The organism is Mucilaginibacter agri, assembly GCF_009928685.1.
Lineage (GTDB): Bacteria > Bacteroidota > Bacteroidia > Sphingobacteriales > Sphingobacteriaceae > Mucilaginibacter > Mucilaginibacter agri.
In genome coordinates, this window is record NZ_WWEO01000040.1 from 86890 (window position 1) to 110268 (window position 23379).

A 23379-nucleotide genomic window follows, 5' to 3' on the forward strand; every position below is an offset into this window, starting at 1 on the left:
ACCGAGAAAATATTCAATCTTTGGTTATATATGCCTCCGGGGGTCATTAATTTGCAATTTTTAGTCTATGAAAAAAGTAGAACATATTGGGATAGCCGTAAACAACATTGCCGAAGCTTCTAAGATATATGAAAAGCTCCTCAATACGGGCGTCTACAAAACCGAAGAAGTGGCCTCTGAGCATGTTTTGACAGCCTTTTTACAAAGCGGACCTAATAAAATTGAGTTACTACAAGCTACTTCTGAAGATAGCGCCATTGCTACATTTTTAGCCCGCAAAGGGGAGGGTATACACCACATTGCTTTTGATGTTGACGACATTGAAGCTGAGATGGCCCGACTTAAACAAGAAGGCTTCATCTTATTGAACGATAAACCTAAGCGCGGTGCGGATAATAAGCTGGTGTGCTTTGTGCATCCGAAGAGTGCGAATGGGGTTTTGGTGGAGCTATGCCAGAACGAGAATCAAGAATCAAGAGACAAGAATCAAGACTGATCTTTTATTCTCTAATAAAAGTTTGTCATTCCGACGATAGGAGGAATCTTCTTCGTTATAAAATTCGAACTTGTATATCGAAGTAGATTCGTCGCTGGCGCTCTGAATGACAAAATGGAGAGGCTATTCACTGCTAAACCTGATTGTCGCGGCACGCAGTAGAACAGAAAGCAGGGCCGGAGGAAGCAAAGTGACTCTGAGCGTTCGTTTACAAAAGAGCCTCACCCAATCCTCCCCAAAGGAGAGGGCTTTTTCTTAATATTATCTGAAATGGGCAATAAAACACTCTTCTACCGCTGAGAGGGCTGGGTGAGGCCAAATGTTAAAAACTTTTTATCCAACCCTTTTTAATTTTCACTTTTAATCGTATATTTGCACCTCTTTTATTAAGAAAGAAAGTAAATATTAATATGAAACAGGACCTGCATCCCAAAAACTATAGATTAGTTGTATTTAAAGATATGTCAAACGACTATTCTTTTATCACTAAATCATGCATCGATACCCGCGAGACCGTTAAATGGGAAGACGGTAATGAGTATCCATTAGTAAAATTAGAGATCTCTCATACGTCTCACCCTTTCTACACAGGTAAAATGAAACTGGTAGATACAGCAGGACGTATCGATAAATTCCGTAGCCGTTACAACAAAAAGTAATCAGTTACCGGATAATATAAATATTAGAAAGTCCCCCGTACATCGGGGGACTTTTTTATTTTTGCGCAATGGCAATCATTCTTTTTGACGATAACGCATCGCAAACATTACTTCCTTTAACGTTTACGCGCCCGGTTGCCAACCTGCGCATAGGTATACTCACTATAGCCGAAAAATGGGCTAAGCATTTGAATACCTATTACTCATACCATACCCGGCCATACCTGCAGGTTAAATACCCACAGGTTGTAGCGGACGAAAATATCTTTATTAACGGCGCTTTTTGCCCCGACGAGTTTCTGGTTGAAGCTATTGCCAAGCTGAAAAATGGCCAGGCCTTGAAATACAACGGCCAGCTGGTTGCTGTAAAACTGAATGCAGACGAGGCCACTGCTTTTACTCCGGATTTAGATTTTGGTTCGACTATCGATTACGACCGAACTCCATTATATTTAAAATACCCGGAAGATATATTCCGTAAAAATGATATCGAACTTCGTAAGGATTTTAAACTCCTAACTAACGGCCGCACCAGCGCCATCATAAGCGAAACGAATACCATTATTGGCACTGATTTTTTTGCCGAAGAAGATGCAACTGCCGAATGCTCGACCTTCAATACTAAAAACGGACCTATATACTTAGGTAAAAATAGCGACGTTTGGGAAGGTGCCCATATCCGGGGGGCTTTCGCTTTGTGCAATGATTCTCAAGTTAAAATGGGGGCTAAGATCTATGGTGCTACTACCATCGGTCCGTTTTGCAGGGTAGGGGGCGAAATCAACAACTCAATCATTTGGGGCTATTCCTCAAAAGGGCACGAAGGCTATTTAGGTAACTCGGTAATGGGCGAATGGTGCAACATAGGTGCCGATACCAACAACTCCAACTTAAAGAACAATTACGCCGAGGTAAAGCTTTGGGATTACACTACCAAGCATTTCCGCAAAACGGGGCTTCAGTTTTGCGGCCTTATTATGGCCGATCACGCCAAATGCGCCATTAATACCATGTTTAATACAGGTACAGTTGTAGGAGTAAGTGCCAATGTATTTGGTGCAGGTTTCCCGCATAATTACGTGCCCGATTTTAGCTGGGGCGGCGCCGGCGGGTTTGAGATATATACGCTTAAAAAGATGTTCGAAACGACTGCCCTGGTTTATTCGCGACGCGAAAATCGGCCGTTTGATAAAACCGAACAGGATATTTTAGAACACGTTTTTGAATTAACTGCACAATACAGAAATGCCAGGCTTAAATAGCAGGTATTAACTTAAATAATAACACAACACTCAATAATTAAAAGAAAATGAGAAAGAAAATTGTTGCCGGCAACTGGAAAATGAACATGGACTATAACGAAGGTCTATCGCTGTTTTCTGAAGTAGTAAACATGGTAAAAGACGAAATAACCGGTACGCAAACCGCTGTTATCTGTAGCCCTTTTATTCACTTGCATAGCCTGGCGCAACTTGCAAAAGGTTATGATAAAGTTGCCATTGGTGCACAAAATGCACACCAGGCCGAAAGTGGTGCTTACACAGGCGAAATTTCTGCCAAAATGGTTAAATCAACCGGTGCTGAATTTGTAATCTTGGGTCACTCAGAGCGTCGCCAGTATTTTGGCGAAACCAACGAGCTTTTGGCTGCAAAAACCGATACAGCTTTAAAAAATGGCCTAAAACCAATTTTCTGCATTGGCGAAACTTTAGATGAGCGTGAAACCGAAGTGCACTTCGATGTAATCAAAAAGCAACTGGTTGAAGGCGTATTCCATTTATCGGCCGAGCAATTTGCTCAGGTTGTTTTGGCTTACGAACCAGTTTGGGCTATTGGTACAGGTAAAACTGCTACGGCTGCGCAAGCTCAAGAGGTTCACGCGTTTATCCGTAACGAAATCGCTAACCAATACAATCAACAAGTTGCCGATGATACTACCATCCTTTACGGCGGTAGCTGCAACCCTAAAAATGCTCAGGAGTTATTTGAGCAAGGTGATATAGATGGCGGCCTTATCGGTGGTGCATCTTTAAAATCGCGCGACTTTTTAGATATCGTTAAGGTATTTAATTAATTAAATCTGTTGAGAGTTTGGTGTTATGAGTTGCGAGTTGCTAAATTTGTTATTCTACCCGCAACTCGTAACATTTAACTCGTAACTGATAATGAATTACTACGAACTTGAATTTACCCTTACAGATGGGGAAGACTATCAGCAAGATTTGTTGATAGATGCGTTGGGCGGACTGGGTTTCGACACGTTTGAAGAAACCGAAGTTGGCTTTAAAGCCTATACACCTGCAGAAAGCTTTGATAAATACCAGGTTGATGAGGTGTTGAGCTCCTTTGAAGATATGTTCGAATTTAGTTATGAGGTAAACCTGATACCGCAAAAAAACTGGAACGAGGAGTGGGAGAGTAATTTTCAACCGATGCAGGTTGGTGATAAAGTTTGGGTGCGGGCTACTTTCCACGAGCCTGCCAAAGATTTTCCATATGAGATTGTGATAGACCCTAAAATGGCTTTCGGTACCGGTCACCACGAAACTACTACCATGATGATGGCTCATTTGCTGGATGCCGATCTGCAGGGTAAAAAGGTTTTAGATATGGGCTGTGGCACGGGTATTTTAGCTATACTGGCTTCTAAACTTGGTGCCGGAGAACTGGTAGCCATCGATTACGACAAAATTTGTTTCGATAGTACAATCGAGAATTCGAAGCTAAATCATATCACCAATATCGAACCGCTACATGGGTCGAAGGAAGCTATCCCTGGTACCCAGTTTGATACTATATTGGCTAACATTAATCGCAACATTCTGATAGATCAGATGAAGCGTTACGGTGAAGTATTGAAGCCTGAAGGCGAGATCTATTTCAGTGGTTTTTACGAAACTCCTGACCTGGATATTATCAAAGAAGAAGCCGCCAAACATGGTATGGCTTATCGCGAACATAAAAAAATGAAAGACTGGGTAGCTGCCCGGTTTGTAAAAGCATAAAGAAGGGGCTCTTGTTACAAGAGCCCTGTTTGTTTTAGGACGGCGACGGAACCGGATCTGGTCCATCTTCATCATCTGTATCATCATAGGCTTCGCCCGTGGTATAGTCTCCTTCGGGGTCCGGCTCATTTAGGTCATCATCCACTTCTATTTCGGCTTCATCAACCTCCTCCTCAAAGTCAGCCTCTTCTTCATCTGGGTAGGTATTCATAACCGTTTGATTATCGCTGTAGGTAAAATCGGTAGCGAAGCTTAAAACTGACTGCCCGGGTTGTTCTTCAATAATTTTCATAACCTTTTAATTGAGTGGATACCTTTACTATACCAGATAAATTTTGGAACAATAGTTTAACAACAACGCGGCGGTTAATGAGTTTTACCGGATGATAAAGAAAGTTGATGTCATTTATGAGTTCCGGTATAATAGAAGCGCACCTCGATCAAACGTTTTGTAAGGCCGATGCGATGCTGGTAATGTTTTTTTATTACGATAAGTTTAATCCGGTTGAAATGCAGTGGAAAATTAATTCAGTGTAAGGCGGCAGTTCTGGTATTAATTTGATTGATGGCTATTGATGAGTAAAGCGATTTGAAATCTCCAAAACGTCATGCCGAACTTGTTTCGGTACCCCACGAGACAGGTTGTATACCTGGCAGTTGGTATGCCTAGCGGGTTGGTGCTGAGATAAGTTCGACACGACGGGTGGATAAAAGTTGCGATTTAATATCCCACAGTAAACCTTTTCTTTGCAAATTGCTTATTCTCGGCTTCATCAACAATCGCAACGGCAAGGTCTTCTACGCTTATCGAACATTTACCAGCATCGTCAAACACTGGGCTTTCTGTACCGATACGATATTGGCCGGTGCGCTCGCCTGGGTGCAGATCTATAGCAGGGCTCAGGAAGGTCCAATCTAATTCTTCTTCTTTTCTTAATTCGGTAAGGTAATCGCGGGCAGCGGTTGCACCGGTCTTCCACTCGGCCGGAAACTGTGGCGAATCAACCAGTTGTTTACCATCAATAAATAAACTGCCCGCACCACCAACTACCAACAAACGGCTTACACCAGCTTGTTTAGCAGCTGTCTGTATAGTTTCAGAGCCTTTAATAAAATCGTTATATAAATCCGGATTGGTCCAGCCGGCGTTAAAAGCACTTACTACTATATCGCTGCCAGCTAAGGCTTCAACTAATTTAGTCTCGTCGGCTATGTCTATGGCAACTTTGGTTACACCATCATTATCTTCAACTTTATCAGTGTTGCGTGCAATAGCAACTACAGTGTGCCCATGTTTTAAGGCTTCTTTTAAAACGTTTGCGCCAACGTATCCGGTTGCGCCTATTAATGCAATTTTCATAATGTGTATTGTTAAATGTAATTTAAATAGTTACAGTTATGTATAAAAAAAATTTAATCAAAATTCTTACTAAAATCGGCAAGGGTTATTCCAAATAAATGCTTGCTGATTGACTGATCTACATCCCGGTATAAAGCCATTACATGTTTGTTTACCTGTTTGCCAACAGGGCAGTCGGGGTTGGGTTGATTTTTAGCTAGCCCAAATGGAGTTACAGATTTTATTGCTGCGTAAACATCGGCTAACGTAATTAATTCTGCCGGTCGCCCAAGTGCATAGCCACCTGTTTTGCCCTCTTTGCTTTCCACCAGGCCATGTTTGCGCAAATTGCTTAACTCTTTTCTAACCAACGCCGCATTAGCATTTATGCTGCCCGCAATAAACTCAGATGGGTATAGTTCGCCTTTTGCATGATGCAGCAAAGTTAGAATGTGTACGGCTATTTGAAATCTGGCATTCATCTGTAATAAATATTATTACAGTACAAAGGTATGAAAGTTTCGAATAATTAAAATTAAATTTTCAAATAATTGGAAATTTTTTGCCTAAAGCTTACAATCTCTGTTAATAGGCTATAAATAATTTTTATTTTATGTTAATTTTGTACACGTTTAAACTATGAAAGTACATTTTATAGCCGTTGGTGGCAGTGCAATGCATAACCTGGCTATCGCCTTACACAAGAAAGGATTTAAAGTTACCGGCTCGGACGATGTTTTGTTCGAACCGTCGGTATCCCGTTTGGCCAGGTATGGCATTTTGCCTGCCGAACAAGGTTGGTTTCCGGAAAGGGTTACGCCCGATCTGGATGCCGTAGTGCTGGGTATGCATGCCCGCATTGATAATCCAGAGTTGCTAAAAGCGCAGGAACTGGGCCTGAAGATCTACTCTTACCCCGAGTATATTTACGAACAGTCTAAAGATAAACTGCGGGTTGTAGTAGGGGGCAGTCATGGTAAAACCACTATTACCTCTATGATACTGCACGTTTTGCAGGCTGCCGGTAAAGATTTCGACTATCTTGTTGGCGCGCAGCTGGAAGGTTTTGATACCATGGTAAAGCTAAGCGATGCCCCGATTATTGTTATAGAAGGGGATGAGTACCTGGCTTCGCCGATTGATCGCCGGCCTAAGTTTCACCTTTATAAAGCAAATATTGCCGTGTTAAGCGGTATTGCCTGGGACCATATCAACGTATTCCCAACGTTTGATAGCTATACCGAACAGTTTAAGATTTTTTTAGAGACCATTACTGTTGCCGGAACGCTTTTTTACAGTGAAACCGACTCGGTATTAAAGGATGTGGTACTTAAAGATAGTTCGGAAATTAACAAATTAGGATATGGCTTGCCGCCTTATCACATTGCTGATGGGATTACTTATATAGATTATGAGGGTAAATCATATCCACTAAATGTTTTTGGCCAGCATAATTTGTTAAATATCGAAGCTGCGAGGAATGTTTGTAGCATGTTTGATATTACTACTGATGAGTTTTATCATTATATTAGTAGCTTCAAGGGAGCAGCGAGGCGATTGGAGCTGCTAGGGAGTAACAAGCACGTTAATATTTATAAGGATTTTGCGCACTCGCCATCGAAGCTACAGGCAACGATACAGGCGGTTAAAACACAATTTCCAGACAGGAAGCTTTTGGCATGTATCGAGCTGCATACTTTCAGCAGTTTAAATGCCGACTTTTTGAATGAATACGCCAATACTATGGATGGAGCTGATACCGCTGTAGTATTTATAGATCAAAAAACTTTCGAGCAAAAGAAAATGCAGCCTTATGCTGCAGATAAGGTCAAAGAAGCTTTTAAGCGCGATGACCTGATCTTTTTTGATAAGCCCGAGTCGTTGCGCACATTGTTGGATGAGTTTGAAGCTGTTGATAGCAGCATTTTGCTTATGAGTTCAGGAAATTTTGGTGGATTAAACTTAAACGAACTAACAGCGCACATTTTAAAAAAGTATTTTAAGTAAGAACTTTTTATTTTGAAATATTATTGTAACTTTATTAACTATTGAGAAAACCTATATCCTAATTAACTAATTAAATTAAAAATGAAAACACTGGGAAAAAAGATCAGATTATTACGCCACCAAAAAGGTTGGAGTCAGGAAGATGTTGCGAAACGATTAGATATTTCAATACCTGCTTTTTCTAAAATCGAAACCGGTATTACAGATATCAACCTGTCTCGATTGGAGCAAATAGCTGATTTATTTGAAATGTCAGTGGTTCAGTTATTAACGTTTAATGATGCAGAGGGGGAATTGAAGTATGCAAACGAACTTGAATCGGTGAACAAGAAGTTGATGGATCGGGAAACCGAGGTTATCGATTTACAAAAGAAAGTTATCGAATTATTTGAAGAGCTGCGTCAAAGTAAAGCGACTGCTTAATTTTCGCGTAGCGCCTTTCTACATAGTAAAATACGAGCCCGTTACATTGCATAACGGGCTTTTTTATTTCTTAAAATTTTACTTTGAGTTAAATTTGTATTTCATGGTTGCGTGCCTTTTACTAAATACACCACCCATAGCGTGATGCATCGCCAGCATTTTCTCATTAAAATCGCCCACCCACGATAGTTCTAGTTCGTGATACTGGTTTAGCGGGTAAACGTACTGTTTCAACTTAATAAATATGGCCGACTCGAGCCCGTGGTTCTGATACTTTTGCTTGGTGCCCATTACTACAGCGCGCATGCGGTCAACGCCTTTCCAACGCTTGTAAACAAATTTCAATTTGCCTATCAGGTCCAGCTTGCCGTTAAGTCCTTTAATCATTTGGTTGGCGTCTGGCAAAATAACCACAGCCGCAGCGGGTTCGCCGTTGATGTAGGCAAACCATATCAGGTTCGGATCTGCAATTTGTTTCATTTGCCTAAAACTGTCCATAATGGCATCACGGGTTATGGGAACAAAATTTTCAAAATCGCGCCAGGCATCATTGTAGATTTCCATAAAGTCGGCAGCAAACTGGTCTATTTTGTCCATTTCGAGGTGCTTAAATTCATACCCCGGTTTTTTGGCAACCCAGTTAGCTATTTTGGTAAAACGCTCCGGAAACTCATCATAAACAATCAGTTTATTGGTGATCTGCTCGTATTCGGTTTTAAAACCATAGGCGTCAAACAGCGACTTGTAGTAGGGTAGGTGATAATTCATGCCGTATGATGGCGGCACAAATCCTTCTATCAGCAGGCCCCAGTTGGTATCGTTTTCGCCGAAATTAATAGGGCCTTCCATGGCCTGCATTCCGTTTGCTTTAAGCCAGTTTTTAGCAGTGTCGAATAGTAGAAAGGCTGCGTTCTTGTCGTTAATGCACTCAAAAAAACCCATACCGCCTATGAGTTCACCATCGTGATTAGCTTTCTTGTCATTAATAAAAGCAGCTATTCGGCCAATACATTTACCATTATCATCGGTCAGCACCCAGCGCGTAACTTTTCCATGCTGATGGAAACTGTTCTTTTTAGGATCAAATATTGCCTCTACATCATTATCAAGCGGGCAAACCCAGTTAGGGTCGTCCTTATAGATCTGCCTGGCGATATCTAAAAATGCGTTACGGGTTTGTTTATTATTAACTTCAGTAATGGTCATTTGCTGGATGTAGATGGGGCTATAAAAATAAAAAAGCATTCAGCTTGTTAAAAAACTGAATGCCTGTAAATGAGTATGTACTAAATCTCTTTAATAATCGTCGTCCTCATCAAAATCTTGCAGCTGATCGTAATCAATATCATCATATGATGCATCAAAGTCATCATCGTCGTCATCGATCGGCCTTTTTTTAGGTTTTAAATCTCCCGGCTTGTCGGCTTTCTTCTGTACTGTGTTTTTTGACACAGGTTTTTTGTTCGTTGGTTTTTTTGGCGTTGCCATTGCACTTAAAACTTAATGTGAAAATGTATAAGCAAATAAACTAATTTTTATGTGTTTTGCGTACAGCACAAATTTAGTGTTTCTCAAAAATAACTAAAATTGATCAGCATAAAAATATCAAAAAAATTATTCCGTTTGTTCACCTATAGAGTCGCTATCGGCTATTAGTTCCTTTATTTGCGGTAGTTCTTTAATATCATTAATGCCGAAATAATCCATAAACAGTGGGCTAGTACCATATAGTATAGGCTTACCTACCGAGTCCGATTTTCCGGCTATGCTGATCAGCTCCTTCTCGAGCAATTTTTGCACGGTATAATCACAGTTTACCCCGCGTATTTGTTCTATTTCTACCTTGGTGATAGGCTGCCTATAGGCTATAATAGCCATGGTTTCTATTGCAGCCTGGCTTAATTTTTTTTTTGAACGCTGCAATTGAAGCTGATTTATGGCAAGGTGATAATCTTTTTTAGTCAGAAACTGGTAGCCGTTACCCGTTTTAATCAATTCGATGGCAAAGCGGCTATCTGCATATTTCTCCTTAATGGCGTTGATTGACGTGTTAATGGTTTCGGCGCTAAAGTCTTCATTAAAAACGCTTTGCAAGCAATACTGTAACTCTTCTACCCTGATGCTTTGTTCTGAGGCAAATATGAGTGCCTCTAAGTATTGATCCATGTTTTCCATCTCCCCAAATATATTATTTGCGCGATAACATTATGAAAATAAAGGATCAATAACTTTAGTAATAAACAAAGGTTGAATATTTATTTAGATTGTTTATTTTGTGTCGGCATAGAATAAATGTATAAACAAAAACCAGAAACCCCTCCCGGGGGAATAGCACGACGAAAATTTTTAGGGTTTATAGCAGCCGGGGCCGCTATAAGTGCTGTTGGCTTTAATTCCTGTACTAAAGATCCAACCCGTATTGTTTATAACGACCACGTGGACCTTGGTGTAGGAGATATTGCCATACTTAATTTAGCGTATGTAATAGAACAACTCGAAGCTGCCTTTTACACACGGGTTGTAGCCAGCCCATATGCTAATATGAGCAATACGGAAAGGGTATTGTTAACAGATATCCGCGACCACGAAGTTGCACACCGCGAATTTTTTAAATCGGCGCTTAATGGCAACGCGGTAGGCGCTTTAACGCCAAATTTCGGTACAATTAATTTTGCCGATCGTGGCAGTGTTTTGGCGGCTGCAAAATCATTTGAAGACCTTGGCTTAACAGCGTATAACGGTTCGGCTTACCTGTTTAAGAAATCCGATTATTTATTATTAGCAGGGAAAATTGTTTCTGTTGAAGCAAGGCATGCGGCGCTTATCGACAATCTTATTAGTCCTGCCTCATTTGCAGATAGTCTGATGATTAATAATAATGGGTTGGATGCAGCTAAATCGCCTCAGGAGGTTGTGCCTCTTATTAATAGCATGTTGAAGGATACAAAAGTTATTGCGCCAGACCTTGGTATTTATTAACCACTACAAATGAATTTAGCCAAACTGATAGCAGATATACAAAACGTTGATCCTGAATTTGAGGATAGGATAAGTCCGCGGCGCAGCGTAATTAAAAATATGGCGCAAATGGGTGCAAACGTTGCCCTCGCTGCATTGCCTCTAGCTTTCGGATCGTTATTGAACAAAGCCTACGGCCAAACTGAAGCCGATGTTAATGATGTGCTTAACTTTGCCCTTACTTTCGAATATCTCGAAGCATGGTTTTATAACCAGGGCTTGCTGCAAGCCAATTTGATACCCAATGCAGATAAAGCCTATTTTACAGCCATTGCCGCCCATGAAAATGAGCATGTAAGCTTTCTGAAATCGGCTCTCGGTTCTAATGCTGTTCCATCGCCCAAATTTGACCTTACTGCTAAGGGCGTTTTTGAAGACGTGCTTTCAAACTACGATACATACCTTGCCGTAGCTAATGCTTTAGAGGATACCGGCGTACGCGCTTACAAGGGGCAGTTGGTTAAACTTATGGGGAATCAGATTATTTTAACTGCCGCTATGCAAATCCATTCTGTAGAGGCACGCCATGCTTCTGCAATACGTTATTTGCGTATGAACCGCGGCGTTAATATCAGCCCATGGATAACAGGCAGCGCCACTGTATTTAATGATACAGGCATTGCCGCATTTAACGCAAATTATATCGGCGAAAACAACCTGGTGCAGGCCGGTATTGACATCACTACGTTAAAAGGCCTAAATGGCACAGTTTCCAGCTCTACTGCTGTAGAAGCCTTTGACGAACCCATGGATAAGGCCTCAGTTTTAAATATTTTAAGCCTTTTCACAGCCTGATATCCTGTAATTTAATTTTTTCTAATAATATTTGCTTGTAAGTTTTTTCTATAGTGTGGAAAAAAAACGGGAATGTGGAAAAAATAACCACTGTCGGGAAATAAATTCCCCAATCAAGAAAATATAAAACCCAGAAAAGCGTATTTTTTGCGTAGAAAGCAATGTTTGGCACAATGGCATATGCTTTGTCTATATATTAATATCCTTCCAAAAGGATATGTTTTTCATAGGTAGATGTAGAGTCGGATGAACTGCGAGAGTTGATCCGGCTTTTTTTATGCGTTAAACTATTCAATTGTCTCTCTTTTGTTTTATAATAATATATAATTCTTAGCGCTTTTTGCTATGCGATATATAGTCCGCGTCAAAAACTATAGTTCTGGCATCCCGTATATTAAGGTAAATAAAATTATTTATTAGTTTAATATTTATCCTCTATTATTAACTCCTCCATGAAAACATTAGGACAAGAAAGTCCCTTGCAACAAGGGATGGCACGACGTCAGTTTTTGCGTTATGCCGGCACTGGGGCAGCAATGGCTGCAGGTGTATTAACCATCGCATCATGCTCAAAAGATCACTCAGCCACCGTAACCAATGATCACGTTGACTTAGGCTCTGGTGATATCGCAATTTTAAATTATGCTTATGCTTTGGAACAACTGGAAGCTGCTTTTTATATCCAGGTAGCTGCATCACCATACGCAAATCAAAGTACTTACGAGAAATCTTTATTTACCGACATCCGTGATCATGAGGTTGCACACCGCGAGTTCTTTAAGGCAGCGTTGGGAACCGCTGCTATTGAAGGCTTAACTCCAAACTTTAGTACCATTAATTTTTCGGACCGTACCAGCGTTTTAGCTGCTGCGAAGGCATTTGAAGATTTAGGAGTATCTGCTTATAATGGTGCAGGTTACATGATTCAGAAGGTAGATTATTTGGCGCTTGCAGGTAAAATTGTTTCGGTTGAAGCACGCCATGCAGCCTTGATCCGCAATCTGATTTCTCCGGGATCATTTGCTGACAGTACTGCTGTTGACGCCAATGGCTTGGATGGCGCAAAGTCGCCAAAAGATGTTGTGCCTATTGCCAATACTTTTTTATCAGGTAAAAAGATTCTTGCACCAGCATTAGGTATTTATTAATCTATCTCTAAAACAGAAAAATCATGAACTTATTTAACATAATAGACGAAATACAAAATGTTGATCCTGAGTTTCAGGAAAGGATCAGCCCGCGCCGCGACGCCATAAAAAACATGACCGGCTTTGGTACTAAACTGGCAGCTGCTGCTTTGCCCTTCGCCTTTAGTGCTTTATTTAAAAAAGCGTATGGACAAACTACTTCGAGCGTGAATGACGTATTAAACTTTGCTTTAACGCTGGAGTATCTGGAAGCTTATTTCTACAATCAAGGTTTAGCTCAAGGTGCGTTAATACCGTCTGCAGATAAAGGTTACTTTACCACTGTAGCAGGCCACGAAAATGCACACGTAGCATTCCTAAAGTCTGTTTTGGGTAGTAACGCAGTATCTTCGCCAACATTTGATCTTACTGCAAAAGGCGCTTTTGCAGATGTATTAACCAACTACAACACATATTTAGCAGTTGCGGAAACTTTTGAAGATACCGGTGTGCGTGCTTACAAAGGCCAGGCTGGTAACTTATTAGGTAATCAGATTGTGTTAACTGCTGCCTTGCAAATTCACTCGGTAGAGGCACGCCATGCGTCGGCTATCCGTTACCTGCGTGCCAGCAAAGGCGCAACCATTAAACCATGGATTACAGGTAGCGCAACTGTTTATAATGATACAGGTATCTCTGCCGTAAATGCATCGTACTTTGGCGAAAATAACATATCTCAAGGTGGTGTGGATATTACCAGCCTTAATGCCGTTAGTGGCAAAACTACTTATGCCGCAGCTGTTGAGGCTTTCGACGAGCCGCTTGATAAAGCATCTGTGTTGGCTATAGTTAGTCCTTTTATAGTTTCTTAATTCTATATTATACTAATAAATGCAAAAGGGTCTCGATTTATCGGGACCCTTTTTTTATGTTGTATCAAATTAGGAGATTTACCCAATTGTGGAATATTTATCTCGATTTTAGTGGTGGTATTTCCACAGTAATTATTTTGTTAACTACAAAAGTGTGTTCTGTTGCCTTTTACGCAATGTTTGGCAGATTGGCGCAAGTTTTGCCTATATCTATATGTCCTTCCAAAAGGACTGTTTTTCATAGGTAGATGTAGGGTCGGTTTAACTGCGAGAGTGAAGCCGACCTTTTTTATTACCGACAAGTTATTTCAGTTATAATTACACGCTCGTCTTCCCGAACTTGTTTCGGGATCTCACAGGACAGGTAGTAAACTTTTTAGATCGGCTACCTGGCATGTGGGGTGCTGAAACAAGTTCAGCATGACGATTTATGGTATATAGTTCCCGCTCCTTTGGAGAGGGTTGGGGAGAGGTCTTAATAATCAATAACCTGTTCTTCTAACTCGGCAGGCATTTCACGCCACTCGTATTTCTGGTTGCGTAATTGCGATTCGAAACCGGCTTCCTCAATAGCAGTCTGTATGCCCTTAGCGGTAAAACGGTGAGGTGCACCCGCGGCAGATACTACATTCTCTTCGATCATGATAGAACCAAAATCGTTAGCACCTGCATGTAAACAAATTTGTGCAACCTGTTTACCTACCGTTAACCATGATGCCTGGATGTTTTTAACGTTAGGCAACATAATGCGGCTCAAGGCAATCATGCGAATGTATTCGTCGCCGGTTACATTGTTGGTAATGCCACGAACTTTACGCAGCAAGGTTCCGTCGTCCTGGAAAGGCCATGGAATAAACGCGGTAAAACCATAATGGCCTTCCGGTTTTTCTGACTGTACCTCGCGGATCCATACCAGGTGCTCAAAACGCTCTTCTATAGTTTCCACATGGCCAAACATCATCGTAGCGGATGACGGCAGATTTAGTTTATGGGCAGCACGCATTACATCAAGCCATTCTTTACCGCCGCATTTACCTTTAGAAATCAAGCGACGTACACGGTCATTCAAAATCTCGGCACCTGCGCCTGGTAACGAATCGAGGCCTGCATCCTTCATGGCACTTAGCACATCGTAATGGCTCATGCCTTCCAGTTTAGATACGTGCGCAATTTCGGGTGGACCTAATGAATGCAGTTTAAGTGTTGGATATAGCTCTTTTAGCTGTTTAAACAGATCGGTATAAAAAGAAAGGCCTAAATCGGGGTGGTGCCCACCTTGCAGTAGGAGCTGATCGCCGCCGTATTTAAAGGTTTCTTCAATTTTGCGTTTGTAGGTTTCAATATCTGTAATGTAGCTGTCCTCGTGCCCGGGGCGACGGAAGAAATTGCAAAACTTACAGTTGGCAATACAAACGTTAGTGGTGTTAACATTACGGTCGATCTGCCAGGTTACTTTGCCATGAGGTACCTGTATTTTGCGCAATTCGTTGGCAGTGTACATGAGGTCGGGTGTAGAGGCATGGTTGTATAGATAAACGCCTTCTTCCTGGCTCAAAAAATCAAACTGCAGTGCGCGTTGTAACAGATCGGATGTATTCATATAGCAAAGATAGGGGCAATTACTTTAATATTCAATCCGGATCAAAATATGATACTATCTTGATATGCTCTCTACCTGCGCAACTTCACCTTTTTTCAAGTGGATGTAATGATCTACCGCGTTCGGTATCTCATGTTGATAGTGCGTTACATAAATAAGTGTGATGTTGCTTTTGCTACAAATGGTATCCACCAAATGCTTAAATAACTGCTGTTGCTGGTCATCCATGCCTTGGCAGGGTTCATCTAATATAAGCAGGGTGGGGTTTTTAACCAAGGCCCGCGCCAAAAGGCATAAGCGTTGTGCGCTTGCAGGTATGTTTTTAAGTAAATGCCGTGCGTATTTCTCAATGTTAAATACCTTCATCCAACGCAGAGCAATCGCTGCACGGCTTGGCTCGCTCATGCGAAATAGTCCTAACGTATCATAAAAGCCAGATTCTATCACCTGCAAACAGCTGTTGTCCATCGGGAAAAACTGATACAGCTCTGGCGATACAAAGCCACATTTGCGCTTTATGTCCCAGATACTTTCGCCGGTGCCTCGTTTTTTATCGAATAGAATTATATCATTAGCATATGCCTGCGGGTTGTCGCCATACGCCAAGCTCAACAGGGTTGATTTGCCGGCACCGTTGTGGCCCAATAAAGCCCAGCGCTCGCCCTGTTTTACCTGCCAGTTAACGTTGTGCAATACCTGTATGTCGCCATATCGCACGTTTACATTATTCATTTTAATGATCCACTCAAACGTTGGGTTCTCGGTTAAGCTTAACAGCGATTCTATTTCCGCCTCGTCAACATCCGGAACGCTGCTGGCCCACTCAAATTCGTGCGCTTTAATTTCTGCCGGGTTGAGGGTTTGCACCAGTTTACCGTCTTGCAATACAGCCACGGTTTGTATCATGTCAGGTATCTCGTGCGGCGAAGTTGCCATCACGATGGTAATGCCCGAATCTGCGATTTCTTGCAATAGTGTATTAAAATACTGGCGCGAATTAACATCAAGACCAGTTAATGGCTGATCTAACAATAGTAGCGATGGATTTTTCACCAAAGCGGCCGCAATACGCAGCCGCTTGGTTTCACCATTGGACAGTTTGATGAGTTGTTTCTGGTATAGATCCGTTAAACGCAGACGGTCTACAGCTTTCTCCAATGTCCAGTAATGATCTTCGGTTATATGAGCTAGTATTGCGCTTAGGTATTGCTCAACCGTCATAGCATCCTCCGAATCAGATGAGTTATAGCGTTGCTGATAATAAAAGTCAGAGGTGTTTGAGAAATTCTTGAAATGATGTCGCGACTCAATGAGAGCAACGCGCTGCGAGGTTAATGGCTCTGCAGTATGTTTATCCGCCGACGGCTTAAAATTATTGGTGATAGAGCCTGCAGTAATGCCCTGTTTACCAGCAATGGCTTTAAGCAAAACACTTTTACCCGAGCCGCTTTTACCGATTACGGCCCAGTGACCGCCCGTGTTAATTTGTATAGAAATATCACTTAAAACCTGTTGTCCCTGTATAACGGCACTGATACGATTGATGTCGACTAATGGAGTATTCATTGCCGGCAAATTACAAAACCTATATTAACAATTGCATAAAAAAGGCTTTTTTACTATGTGCGGGGATGTTTTGTAAAAATGGATTTGTAAAGTCGGTCGGTTTTATGTTTAATCAGGTCGCTACTCCGGTCACTTTTTTTGATGCCGTAGATAATATAAAATATAAGGCCCACAACCGGCGCAAAGAAAATGACGGCTGCCCAAAATGCTTTTTCTAGTGTCGAAATATCCTTTCGGTTTAAGAGTGTAATAATGGCGACGATGAGCACCACCAGCCACACTAAAAATAAAACGACAATGATATTGAATAATGTTGATGATGTATCGCTCATATTAACTATACATTACGAACATCGATATGTTTGATAAAGGAAGATTATAGGCGTTTGTCCTAAATAACTTACATAAATATGTTTGAGGAATTTTTCAACAGCCTTAATATGAGCCCAAACTGGGTTTAATAATACGTTTTGAATAGAAAAGAGAGTATGATAACGCATGTAAAGGTGCAAATATTAACGCAGGTATAATTATTGTATTTGTATATGCATATCTATTACATTTTATATAAAAATACCTATGAAACGTTTACCTATATTACTGTTTGCAATCATGTTCTCATTTACAATGATGTTTTTGGGAAGTTGCGCAGTTGTCGGCGGCATATTTAAAGCAGGCGCGGCCGTTGGCGTTATTGCAGTTGTTGTTGTTATATTAATTATCGTTTGGTTGATCTCATTATTCAGGGGAAAATCTTAATCGAAATTTTATTAATTATTAATAAACAATTAGAGTAGCCTGCCGTTATTTTTTTTACAACATTATTAAACCATGGAAAATACAAAAGCAACAATCGAAACATTAAATGATCTGGTAAAGATCAATAATGACCGTATAGAAGGATATGAAAAAGCGACTAAAGATCTGGAAGGCGACCAAGGTGATCTGAAAGTGCTTTTTACCAGCCTCATTGGCGAAAGCCACCAAAACAAAATGGAACTGGGCACGGAGATAGAAGTGCTGGGCGCCGATATTGAAGATACTACCAGTACTAGCGGGGCGCTGCATCGCACCTGGCTACAGGTTAAAGCTGCTTTCACTAGCGGCAGCACTAAAAGCGTGCTGGAAGAATGTGAGTTTGGCGAAGATGCTATCAAAAAAGCTTACAAAGATGCTTTAGAGCAAGAACATATTCCAGCTTATATTAAAGATATCCTTACCAAAGAGAAGGCGGCAATTGATGCTGCTCACGATAAGATCAAAGAATTGCGCGATCAATATCAAAATGCTTAATAATATGAAGTTTAAAAAGCATATTGGGTAACCAGTATGCTTTTTTTTTGTTAAAAGTGCTTAATATTGTGCAGGATTAATAATTCAAGCAACATTGATGAAAAATTACAAACTTATATTACTGGCAGCGGTTGCAACCTGCGCTTTCAGTGCCTGCAGCGCAGATCATAGCCCAAACAGCACTCCGGATTCAACTACCGATAATGCAGCTTTCAGACAGTTAAATGTGGATACATCTGCAGTAACCAGCCAAATGAGCAACGGTACTCAGGTTTCTAACGATGGATCTGGTGGCGTAGATGTGGCTAAAGATACTACCCACATGAAAGTTAGGTCGGTTGCTGTTGCGCCAAGCGCACCCGCGGCTGCTCCTGCACCAGCTGATACTACCAAGAAGAAATAAGCAAATTAGCTATAAACAAAAAAGGCCCCCGATTATTATCAGGGGCCTTTTTTGTTTTCCTAAGAAATGGAAATTACATTTTCTTAGTAGTGTCTTTTTTAGTAGTGTCAACAGCAGCGCTATCTTTTTTTACTGAATCAACTTTAACAGTTGAATCAACTACAGTAGTGTCTTTTTTAGTTGAGTCAGTAGTAGTAGTTGAGCTGCTACCTTTGCAAGCAACCATAGAAACAGAGATAGCTAAAGCTAAAGCACCGAATTTTAATGAATTTTTCATTGTGAATTTTTTAAAAAAGTGATTAATAGTTTCTCTTTAATACCGGTAAACCAAAAAGGTAACCGTGCTGATCGAAAAAAAATTAACAATTGTTTGCTTTTATTGTAATAAGCAAATTATTGTTTTTTAGTTGTCTCTTTTTTCTCGGTAGTTTTTACAGTAGTTTTCTTAGAAACGGTGTCAACCGCTTTTTTTGAAGTATCAGCCAAAACGCTGTCTTTTTTAATGCTGTCAACTTTAACAGTTGTATCTGCTGTTGTTGATACAGACGAATCTGCTTTCGCAGTGTCGCTGCCGCTGGCAGAGCCGTTACCTTTACAAGCTACTAGTGATGCCGATACGGCTAGAACTACAAGGGTGTTTTTAACTAAGTTTTTCATGGTATTATTATTTTTTATTTGATGTTAATACCCTAAAAAGAAAAAGGTAACCCCTTGTGAGGGTTACCTTTTTCAAAGATCGTCTGATCCTTAAGGAATTACATTTTTTTAGTAGTATCCTTAACAGTTGTATCAGCTTTAACAGTTGAATCAACTTTAGCAGTAGTATCAACAGTAGTAGTAGTAGCTGTAGAATCAACTTTAGTTGAATCTGTAGTTGAAGTAGTTTTGCTACCTGAACAAGCTGCGAATGATAAAGTTACTACTGCTGCGATAGCTAATTTTGCGATGTTTTTCATAATTGAAATTTTAAAAGTTTTTTAAAGTTACCATCTGTTAATACCGGAAACTTTAAAAGGTAACCCTCGCAAGTGAAAATATTTTTAATTTGTTAATTAGCTAGTTCGATAATTTGCTAACGGCAAAAGAATCAATCAGTTAAAATTGTTGATCAATAGTAATAATGCATCGGCAAATAGCCGAATTAGCTAATTAACAAATTGCGGAATTAAAAATAATTATTTTTGGCGGAGATGGGTTACTATTCCCGTTAAAAGGTATTAATAGTGAGTAAAGTGTTAAAAGGTTCAGCGCCAACAGATAGCGAGGTTATCTTAGGTATCCTCAATAATTCGGAAGTTGTATTAGAAAGATTGTACGTTGCATATTTCCCGATGGTGATGCAGCTTATCATCAATAATAATGGCTCTGCCGATGATGCGAAGGACATTTACCAGGAAGCCATCATTGTTCTTTATAATAAAATTAAGAGTGGGGATTTTGAATTAAGCAGTAAGCTTAAAACATTTATTTACTCGGTTTGCCGCAGGCTTTGGCTTAAGCGGCTAAACCAGATGAGCAGGTTTGATGGCGACATTAAAGACTTTCAGGATTATTTGCCGGTTGAGGATGAGGTTGAGAAACAGACAGACCGCGATTTGCAATATACCAAGATGGAAAGTGCACTTGCTTTGCTGGGCGAACCTTGTAAAACCATTATAGAAGATTTTTACATGCACGACAGATCCATGCAGGATATCTGTGAGCGTTTTGGGTATACCAATGCAGACAATGCCAAAACGCAGAAATATAAATGTTTGCAAAGGCTGAAAAAGTTATTCTTTCAGCACAATTAAATAGGGGGACTAGATTATGAACGACAGGCAATTACACGACGAGATAGAGCGTTACCTGAGTGGCGAAATGAGCCGCGAAGAACGCGCTGCCTTTGATGCACTGCGTAAGGACAATGCCGATATTGAGCGCCAGGTTAATGAACATCGCCAGTTTATCGGTATGCTTAAACAATTTAACGAGCGCCGCGAGCTGGAGCAACGCTTAAATGCTATCCATAATGAAATTGATGTACATTCACTTAAAGAGGAATTAACTGTTCATCCGTCGTGGATTGTACAACTGTGGCGTAATCATCACTCTAAAATATCTGTAGCAGCATCCATAGCTATATTTGCTATGTTGGCTACCTTATTCTTTACAGGTTATTTTAAAGGCCACGATTCTAATTATACGCAATTAAGGATGCAGATGGAGAGCTACAAACGCTCGACAGAAAAGCTCAACAATTCAACCAACGCGCTTATACATGATATTAAAGCAAGTAAAAGAATTATCGAGCCTGCTAAATTTGGCGGTACTGGTTTTGCTCTTACTGCTAACGGTTATATAGTAACTAATTACCATGTGGTAAAAGATGCCGATTCTGTTTACGTACAAAACGAAACCGGCGACTCTTACCATGCTCGTATTGTATACACAGAGCCAGGGTACGATGTGGCCCTTTTAAGAATAGATGATTCTACTTTTAAAGCGCAAAATCCTTTACCTTATACACTTAAACGCGCCCAGAGCGATTTAGGCGAGGATGTATACACTATTGGTTATCCACGTAACGATGTAGTATATGGTAAAGGTTACTTATCATCAGCTACCGGTTTCCACGACGATACTACGGCATATCAGGTTTCAATCCCGGTTAATCCAGGCAATAGCGGCGGGCCGTTGTTAGATAACAAGGGTAATATCATCGGTATCATCAGCGGAAAGCAATCGTTAATGGAAGGTGCTGCATTTGCTGTAAAATCTGAATACTTACTAAAGGCAATAAAAAACATGCCGTCTGATTCGGTAAATAAAAAGATTGTACTTAACAGTAAAAATACCTTGGCTAGCCTGAGCCGTGCGCAGCAAATTAAAAAAGTACAGAATTACGTGTACCAGATTAAAGTATATTCTAAATAATCGGTACGCGCTTACTAAGCAACCCTCTATTATAAATTATATACAGAAAAGCCCCTTATTCAGGGGCTTTTTTAGTTTGATCACTTTCTATAATTGATGAGCAACGCAGTAAACGCAGTAGAGGTTCAATACTTTGTGTCTCGCTCGGTTTTGATTTGGAATAAAAAAAGCGACACAAAGTATTGTGTCGCTACGGTATTATCTTGATTCTTGGATCTCGATTCCTGATTCTTTTTATCTGTCTACTTCCCCCAATACAATATCGATAGAACCGAGGATAGCAATAAGATCTGCTATCATTACACCTTTCGACATTTCGGATATTACAGAAAGATTGTTGAAACTTGGGCCACGTGCTTTTACACGGAAAGGTATCTCGGTGCGGCCATCGGCTATAAAGTAAAAGCCCAGTTCGCCGCGTGCACCTTCAGCGCGGATGTAGTAGTCTTGTGCTTTAGGGGTAATCTTGCGCGGCATTTTAGCACGCGGGTCGAAGTCGGAAGTACGTTTCAGGTCCTTTTGCAGGCGCTCAACGCATTGTTCTATTATTTTAAGTGATTCGGTAACCTCATCCACACGAACCTTGTAACGATCCCAGCAATCGCCAACCGTGCCCATTTCGCCTTTACCTACAGGTATATCGAAATCAAGCTCCGGATAGGCAGAGTAATTATCTATACGGCGTAGATCCCACTTAACGCCCGAGCCCCGCAAAACAGGGCCGGAGCAACCGTAGTTAATCGCTACGTCTAAAGGCAATACACCTACATTGGCGGTACGTTTAATAAAGATCTGGTTATCGGTTAGCAATTCGTTAAGCTCTTTTAATTTGGGCTTAAAATAAGTTACAAACTCGGCACAGCGTTCTTCGAAACCTACTGGCAGATCATAAAATAAACCACCTATCCAGATGTAGTTATACAATAACCTCGAGCCGGAAGCCCATTCTAACATGCCCATGATATGCTCACGATCGCGGAAACACCACAGAAAAGGCGTAAAGGCGCCAATATCGATACCGTAAGTACCAATTGCTATCAGATGCGACGCAATGCGATTAAGCTCGCAAACCAGCACGCGAATGTATTCAACACGTTTCGGAATATCTTTATCGATACCGAGCATACGCTCTACGCCCATAACCCATGCGTGGCTGTTATTCATAGAAGCCAGGTAATCCATCCTGTCGGTAAACGGAATGGTTTGCTGATAGGTTAATGCTTCGGCATGTTTCTCAAAACAACGGTGTAGATAACCAAGATGAGGAATCGCCTCTTTAACTATCTCTCCGTCAGTGATTAACTCCAGGCGCAAAACCCCATGCGTAGAGGGGTGCTGTGGGCCCATGTTAAGCACCATGTCTTGCGTAGCGGCGGTGGCAATCTTTTTTTGATATGTATCGAAAGCGGTATTTATCATTTCGGATTTCGGATGTTCGATTTCGGATTTAGTTTGATTTCGAATTCTTTGAAATTTGTTGATTTAATTTAGCTGTTTTGCCTATTGAAGTAAAGATGGCTGTTAATTCGTTTGCTTCTTTTTTCAGGTAGGCTACTGCCGTATTATTTCCTAATCCAGATTCTTCTATTAATTCAAGCCAATAAAATGATTCGTCTGCTTCTTCTTCGACTATGATGATCTTGTTGATAAAGTCGGCTGTTGATTTTCCTTTGCAAGCCGAACGATAATTCGCCCCAATTGAAGTCGCACTCCTTATTAGTTGATTGGATAATACTCGAAATGATCTACTATCGGGCTGAGATTCGATGAATTTAATAATGTGAACAGCGAATAGTTTAGTTCTGTTTTTAAGTTCTTCCTTATTCATTTTCGGATATTATGATGATCGAAAATAGGCTT

At 40.8% G+C, this 23379-nt stretch carries 31 protein-coding genes; 17 read left to right on the top strand and 14 right to left on the bottom strand.

Annotated features, from left to right (window positions below; genetic code table 11):
• Positions 1 to 67: 67 nt before the first annotated feature.
• The 5 genes from mce to prmA all read left to right on the top strand — a co-directional run bounded on the left by mce (position 68) and on the right by prmA (position 4160).
• Complete coding sequence (gene mce, locus GSY63_RS06190) at positions 68 to 496, top strand: methylmalonyl-CoA epimerase (RefSeq protein ID WP_166584920.1); 429 nt, start codon at positions 68 to 70, stop codon at positions 494 to 496.
• Between the two features lie 410 nt (positions 497 to 906).
• A complete protein-coding gene (locus GSY63_RS06195; RefSeq protein ID WP_166584921.1) occupies positions 907 to 1155 on the top strand; it encodes a type B 50S ribosomal protein L31 in 249 nt (82 codons plus the stop codon).
• Between the two features lie 68 nt (positions 1156 to 1223).
• The gene (locus GSY63_RS06200) at positions 1224 to 2417 is read left to right on the top strand and encodes a GlmU family protein (RefSeq protein WP_166584922.1); all 1194 of its coding nucleotides are present in this window, start codon (positions 1224 to 1226) and stop codon (positions 2415 to 2417) included.
• Between the two features lie 47 nt (positions 2418 to 2464).
• On the top strand, positions 2465 to 3229 hold the full coding sequence (gene tpiA, locus GSY63_RS06205; protein WP_166584923.1) for a triose-phosphate isomerase: 765 nt from the start codon (positions 2465 to 2467) through the stop codon (positions 3227 to 3229).
• A 91-nt stretch (positions 3230 to 3320) separates the two neighbouring features.
• Complete coding sequence (prmA, locus tag GSY63_RS06210; protein WP_166584924.1) at positions 3321 to 4160, top strand: 50S ribosomal protein L11 methyltransferase; 840 nt, start codon at positions 3321 to 3323, stop codon at positions 4158 to 4160.
• Between the two features lie 34 nt (positions 4161 to 4194).
• On the opposite strand, the gene GSY63_RS06215 is transcribed toward prmA, so the two are convergent.
• Entirely contained in the window at positions 4195 to 4371 is a 177-nt protein-coding gene (locus GSY63_RS06215) for a hypothetical protein (RefSeq protein ID WP_166584925.1), read from the bottom strand.
• A gap of 197 nt (positions 4372 to 4568) precedes the next feature.
• Between GSY63_RS06215 and GSY63_RS24975 the strand changes: the two genes are divergently transcribed.
• The gene (locus GSY63_RS24975; protein WP_262887340.1) at positions 4569 to 4697 is read left to right on the top strand and encodes a hypothetical protein; all 129 of its coding nucleotides are present in this window, start codon (positions 4569 to 4571) and stop codon (positions 4695 to 4697) included.
• A 184-nt stretch (positions 4698 to 4881) separates the two neighbouring features.
• Here GSY63_RS24975 and GSY63_RS06220 read toward each other — a convergent pair whose 3' ends face one another.
• Both GSY63_RS06220 and GSY63_RS06225 read right to left on the bottom strand, forming a co-directional pair.
• Positions 4882 to 5520: an NAD(P)-dependent oxidoreductase gene (locus GSY63_RS06220; protein WP_208094475.1), complete on the bottom strand. Its 639-nt coding sequence runs from the start codon at positions 5518 to 5520 to the stop codon at positions 4882 to 4884.
• A gap of 53 nt (positions 5521 to 5573) precedes the next feature.
• On the bottom strand, positions 5574 to 5981 hold the full coding sequence (locus GSY63_RS06225; protein ID WP_166584926.1) for an RrF2 family transcriptional regulator: 408 nt from the start codon (positions 5979 to 5981) through the stop codon (positions 5574 to 5576).
• Between the two features lie 157 nt (positions 5982 to 6138).
• Between GSY63_RS06225 and GSY63_RS06230 the strand changes: the two genes are divergently transcribed.
• Positions 6139 to 7506, top strand: a complete 1368-nt coding sequence (locus GSY63_RS06230) for a UDP-N-acetylmuramate--L-alanine ligase (protein ID WP_166584927.1) — start codon at positions 6139 to 6141, stop codon at positions 7504 to 7506.
• Between the two features lie 81 nt (positions 7507 to 7587).
• Positions 7588 to 7929 carry a helix-turn-helix domain-containing protein gene (locus GSY63_RS06235; protein WP_166584928.1) on the top strand — a complete coding sequence of 114 codons (342 nt, stop codon included), beginning with the start codon at positions 7588 to 7590 and terminating at the stop codon, positions 7927 to 7929.
• Between the two features lie 78 nt (positions 7930 to 8007).
• Here GSY63_RS06235 and GSY63_RS06240 read toward each other — a convergent pair whose 3' ends face one another.
• The 3 genes from GSY63_RS06240 to scpB all read right to left on the bottom strand — a co-directional run bounded on the left by GSY63_RS06240 (position 8008) and on the right by scpB (position 10095).
• On the bottom strand, positions 8008 to 9174 hold the full coding sequence (locus GSY63_RS06240; protein ID WP_243749167.1) for a GNAT family N-acetyltransferase: 1167 nt from the start codon (positions 9172 to 9174) through the stop codon (positions 8008 to 8010).
• Between the two features lie 51 nt (positions 9175 to 9225).
• On the bottom strand, positions 9226 to 9381 hold the full coding sequence (locus GSY63_RS06245; RefSeq protein WP_166584929.1) for a hypothetical protein: 156 nt from the start codon (positions 9379 to 9381) through the stop codon (positions 9226 to 9228).
• Between the two features lie 162 nt (positions 9382 to 9543).
• Entirely contained in the window at positions 9544 to 10095 is a 552-nt protein-coding gene (scpB, locus tag GSY63_RS06250) for an SMC-Scp complex subunit ScpB (RefSeq protein ID WP_317168548.1), read from the bottom strand.
• A gap of 126 nt (positions 10096 to 10221) precedes the next feature.
• Here scpB and GSY63_RS06255 point away from each other — a divergent pair, with 126 nt between their 5' ends.
• The 4 genes from GSY63_RS06255 (at position 10222) to GSY63_RS06270 (ending at position 13741) form a co-directional block, all read left to right on the top strand.
• Complete coding sequence (locus GSY63_RS06255) at positions 10222 to 10908, top strand: ferritin-like domain-containing protein (RefSeq protein WP_166584931.1); 687 nt, start codon at positions 10222 to 10224, stop codon at positions 10906 to 10908.
• A 9-nt stretch (positions 10909 to 10917) separates the two neighbouring features.
• Entirely contained in the window at positions 10918 to 11742 is an 825-nt protein-coding gene (locus GSY63_RS06260) for a ferritin-like domain-containing protein (RefSeq protein ID WP_166584932.1), read from the top strand.
• A gap of 452 nt (positions 11743 to 12194) precedes the next feature.
• Positions 12195 to 12890, top strand: a complete 696-nt coding sequence (locus tag GSY63_RS06265) for a ferritin-like domain-containing protein (protein ID WP_166584933.1) — start codon at positions 12195 to 12197, stop codon at positions 12888 to 12890.
• A 23-nt stretch (positions 12891 to 12913) separates the two neighbouring features.
• Positions 12914 to 13741, top strand: coding sequence for a ferritin-like domain-containing protein (locus tag GSY63_RS06270; protein WP_166584934.1), 828 nt, complete (start codon positions 12914 to 12916; stop codon positions 13739 to 13741).
• A 475-nt stretch (positions 13742 to 14216) separates the two neighbouring features.
• Here the strand turns inward: GSY63_RS06270 and GSY63_RS06275 are convergent, their stop codons facing one another.
• From GSY63_RS06275 to GSY63_RS06285, 3 genes are read right to left on the bottom strand one after another with little or no spacing between them, the layout of a single operon-like run.
• Positions 14217 to 15341: a CofH family radical SAM protein gene (locus GSY63_RS06275; protein ID WP_166584935.1), complete on the bottom strand. Its 1125-nt coding sequence runs from the start codon at positions 15339 to 15341 to the stop codon at positions 14217 to 14219.
• Positions 15342 to 15395: 54 nt separating this feature from the next.
• Positions 15396 to 16907 (bottom strand): ATP-binding cassette domain-containing protein, encoded by a 1512-nt coding sequence (locus GSY63_RS06280; RefSeq protein ID WP_166584936.1) that lies wholly within the window; start codon positions 16905 to 16907, stop codon positions 15396 to 15398.
• Between the two features lie 53 nt (positions 16908 to 16960).
• Positions 16961 to 17239 carry a PLD nuclease N-terminal domain-containing protein gene (locus GSY63_RS06285; protein WP_166584937.1) on the bottom strand — a complete coding sequence of 93 codons (279 nt, stop codon included), beginning with the start codon at positions 17237 to 17239 and terminating at the stop codon, positions 16961 to 16963.
• 247 nt (positions 17240 to 17486) lie between these two features.
• Here GSY63_RS06285 and GSY63_RS06290 point away from each other — a divergent pair, with 247 nt between their 5' ends.
• The 3 genes from GSY63_RS06290 to GSY63_RS06300 all read left to right on the top strand — a co-directional run bounded on the left by GSY63_RS06290 (position 17487) and on the right by GSY63_RS06300 (position 18603).
• Positions 17487 to 17666, top strand: a complete 180-nt coding sequence (locus GSY63_RS06290; RefSeq protein WP_166584938.1) for a hypothetical protein — start codon at positions 17487 to 17489, stop codon at positions 17664 to 17666.
• Positions 17667 to 17738: 72 nt separating this feature from the next.
• Positions 17739 to 18200 carry a PA2169 family four-helix-bundle protein gene (locus tag GSY63_RS06295; protein WP_166584939.1) on the top strand — a complete coding sequence of 154 codons (462 nt, stop codon included), beginning with the start codon at positions 17739 to 17741 and terminating at the stop codon, positions 18198 to 18200.
• 97 nt (positions 18201 to 18297) lie between these two features.
• Positions 18298 to 18603 (top strand): hypothetical protein, encoded by a 306-nt coding sequence (locus GSY63_RS06300; protein WP_166584940.1) that lies wholly within the window; start codon positions 18298 to 18300, stop codon positions 18601 to 18603.
• A gap of 73 nt (positions 18604 to 18676) precedes the next feature.
• On the opposite strand, the gene GSY63_RS06305 is transcribed toward GSY63_RS06300, so the two are convergent.
• From GSY63_RS06305 to GSY63_RS06315, 3 genes are all read right to left on the bottom strand, one after another.
• Entirely contained in the window at positions 18677 to 18880 is a 204-nt protein-coding gene (locus GSY63_RS06305) for a hypothetical protein (protein WP_166584941.1), read from the bottom strand.
• A 116-nt stretch (positions 18881 to 18996) separates the two neighbouring features.
• A complete protein-coding gene (locus GSY63_RS06310; RefSeq protein WP_166584942.1) occupies positions 18997 to 19260 on the bottom strand; it encodes a hypothetical protein in 264 nt (87 codons plus the stop codon).
• A 98-nt stretch (positions 19261 to 19358) separates the two neighbouring features.
• The gene (locus tag GSY63_RS06315; RefSeq protein WP_166584943.1) at positions 19359 to 19559 is read right to left on the bottom strand and encodes a hypothetical protein; all 201 of its coding nucleotides are present in this window, start codon (positions 19557 to 19559) and stop codon (positions 19359 to 19361) included.
• Between the two features lie 267 nt (positions 19560 to 19826).
• Between GSY63_RS06315 and GSY63_RS06320 the strand changes: the two genes are divergently transcribed.
• Together GSY63_RS06320 and GSY63_RS06325 are read left to right on the top strand one after the other, a co-directional pair.
• Positions 19827 to 20396 (top strand): RNA polymerase sigma factor, encoded by a 570-nt coding sequence (locus GSY63_RS06320; RefSeq protein WP_166584944.1) that lies wholly within the window; start codon positions 19827 to 19829, stop codon positions 20394 to 20396.
• 16 nt (positions 20397 to 20412) lie between these two features.
• Complete coding sequence (locus tag GSY63_RS06325; protein WP_166584945.1) at positions 20413 to 21519, top strand: trypsin-like peptidase domain-containing protein; 1107 nt, start codon at positions 20413 to 20415, stop codon at positions 21517 to 21519.
• A gap of 234 nt (positions 21520 to 21753) precedes the next feature.
• Here GSY63_RS06325 and GSY63_RS06330 read toward each other — a convergent pair whose 3' ends face one another.
• On the bottom strand, positions 21754 to 22938 hold the full coding sequence (locus GSY63_RS06330; RefSeq protein WP_166584946.1) for an NADH-quinone oxidoreductase subunit D: 1185 nt from the start codon (positions 22936 to 22938) through the stop codon (positions 21754 to 21756).
• A gap of 28 nt (positions 22939 to 22966) precedes the next feature.
• On the bottom strand, positions 22967 to 23347 hold the full coding sequence (locus GSY63_RS06335; RefSeq protein WP_166584947.1) for a four helix bundle protein: 381 nt from the start codon (positions 23345 to 23347) through the stop codon (positions 22967 to 22969).
• Positions 23348 to 23379 lie beyond the last annotated feature (32 nt).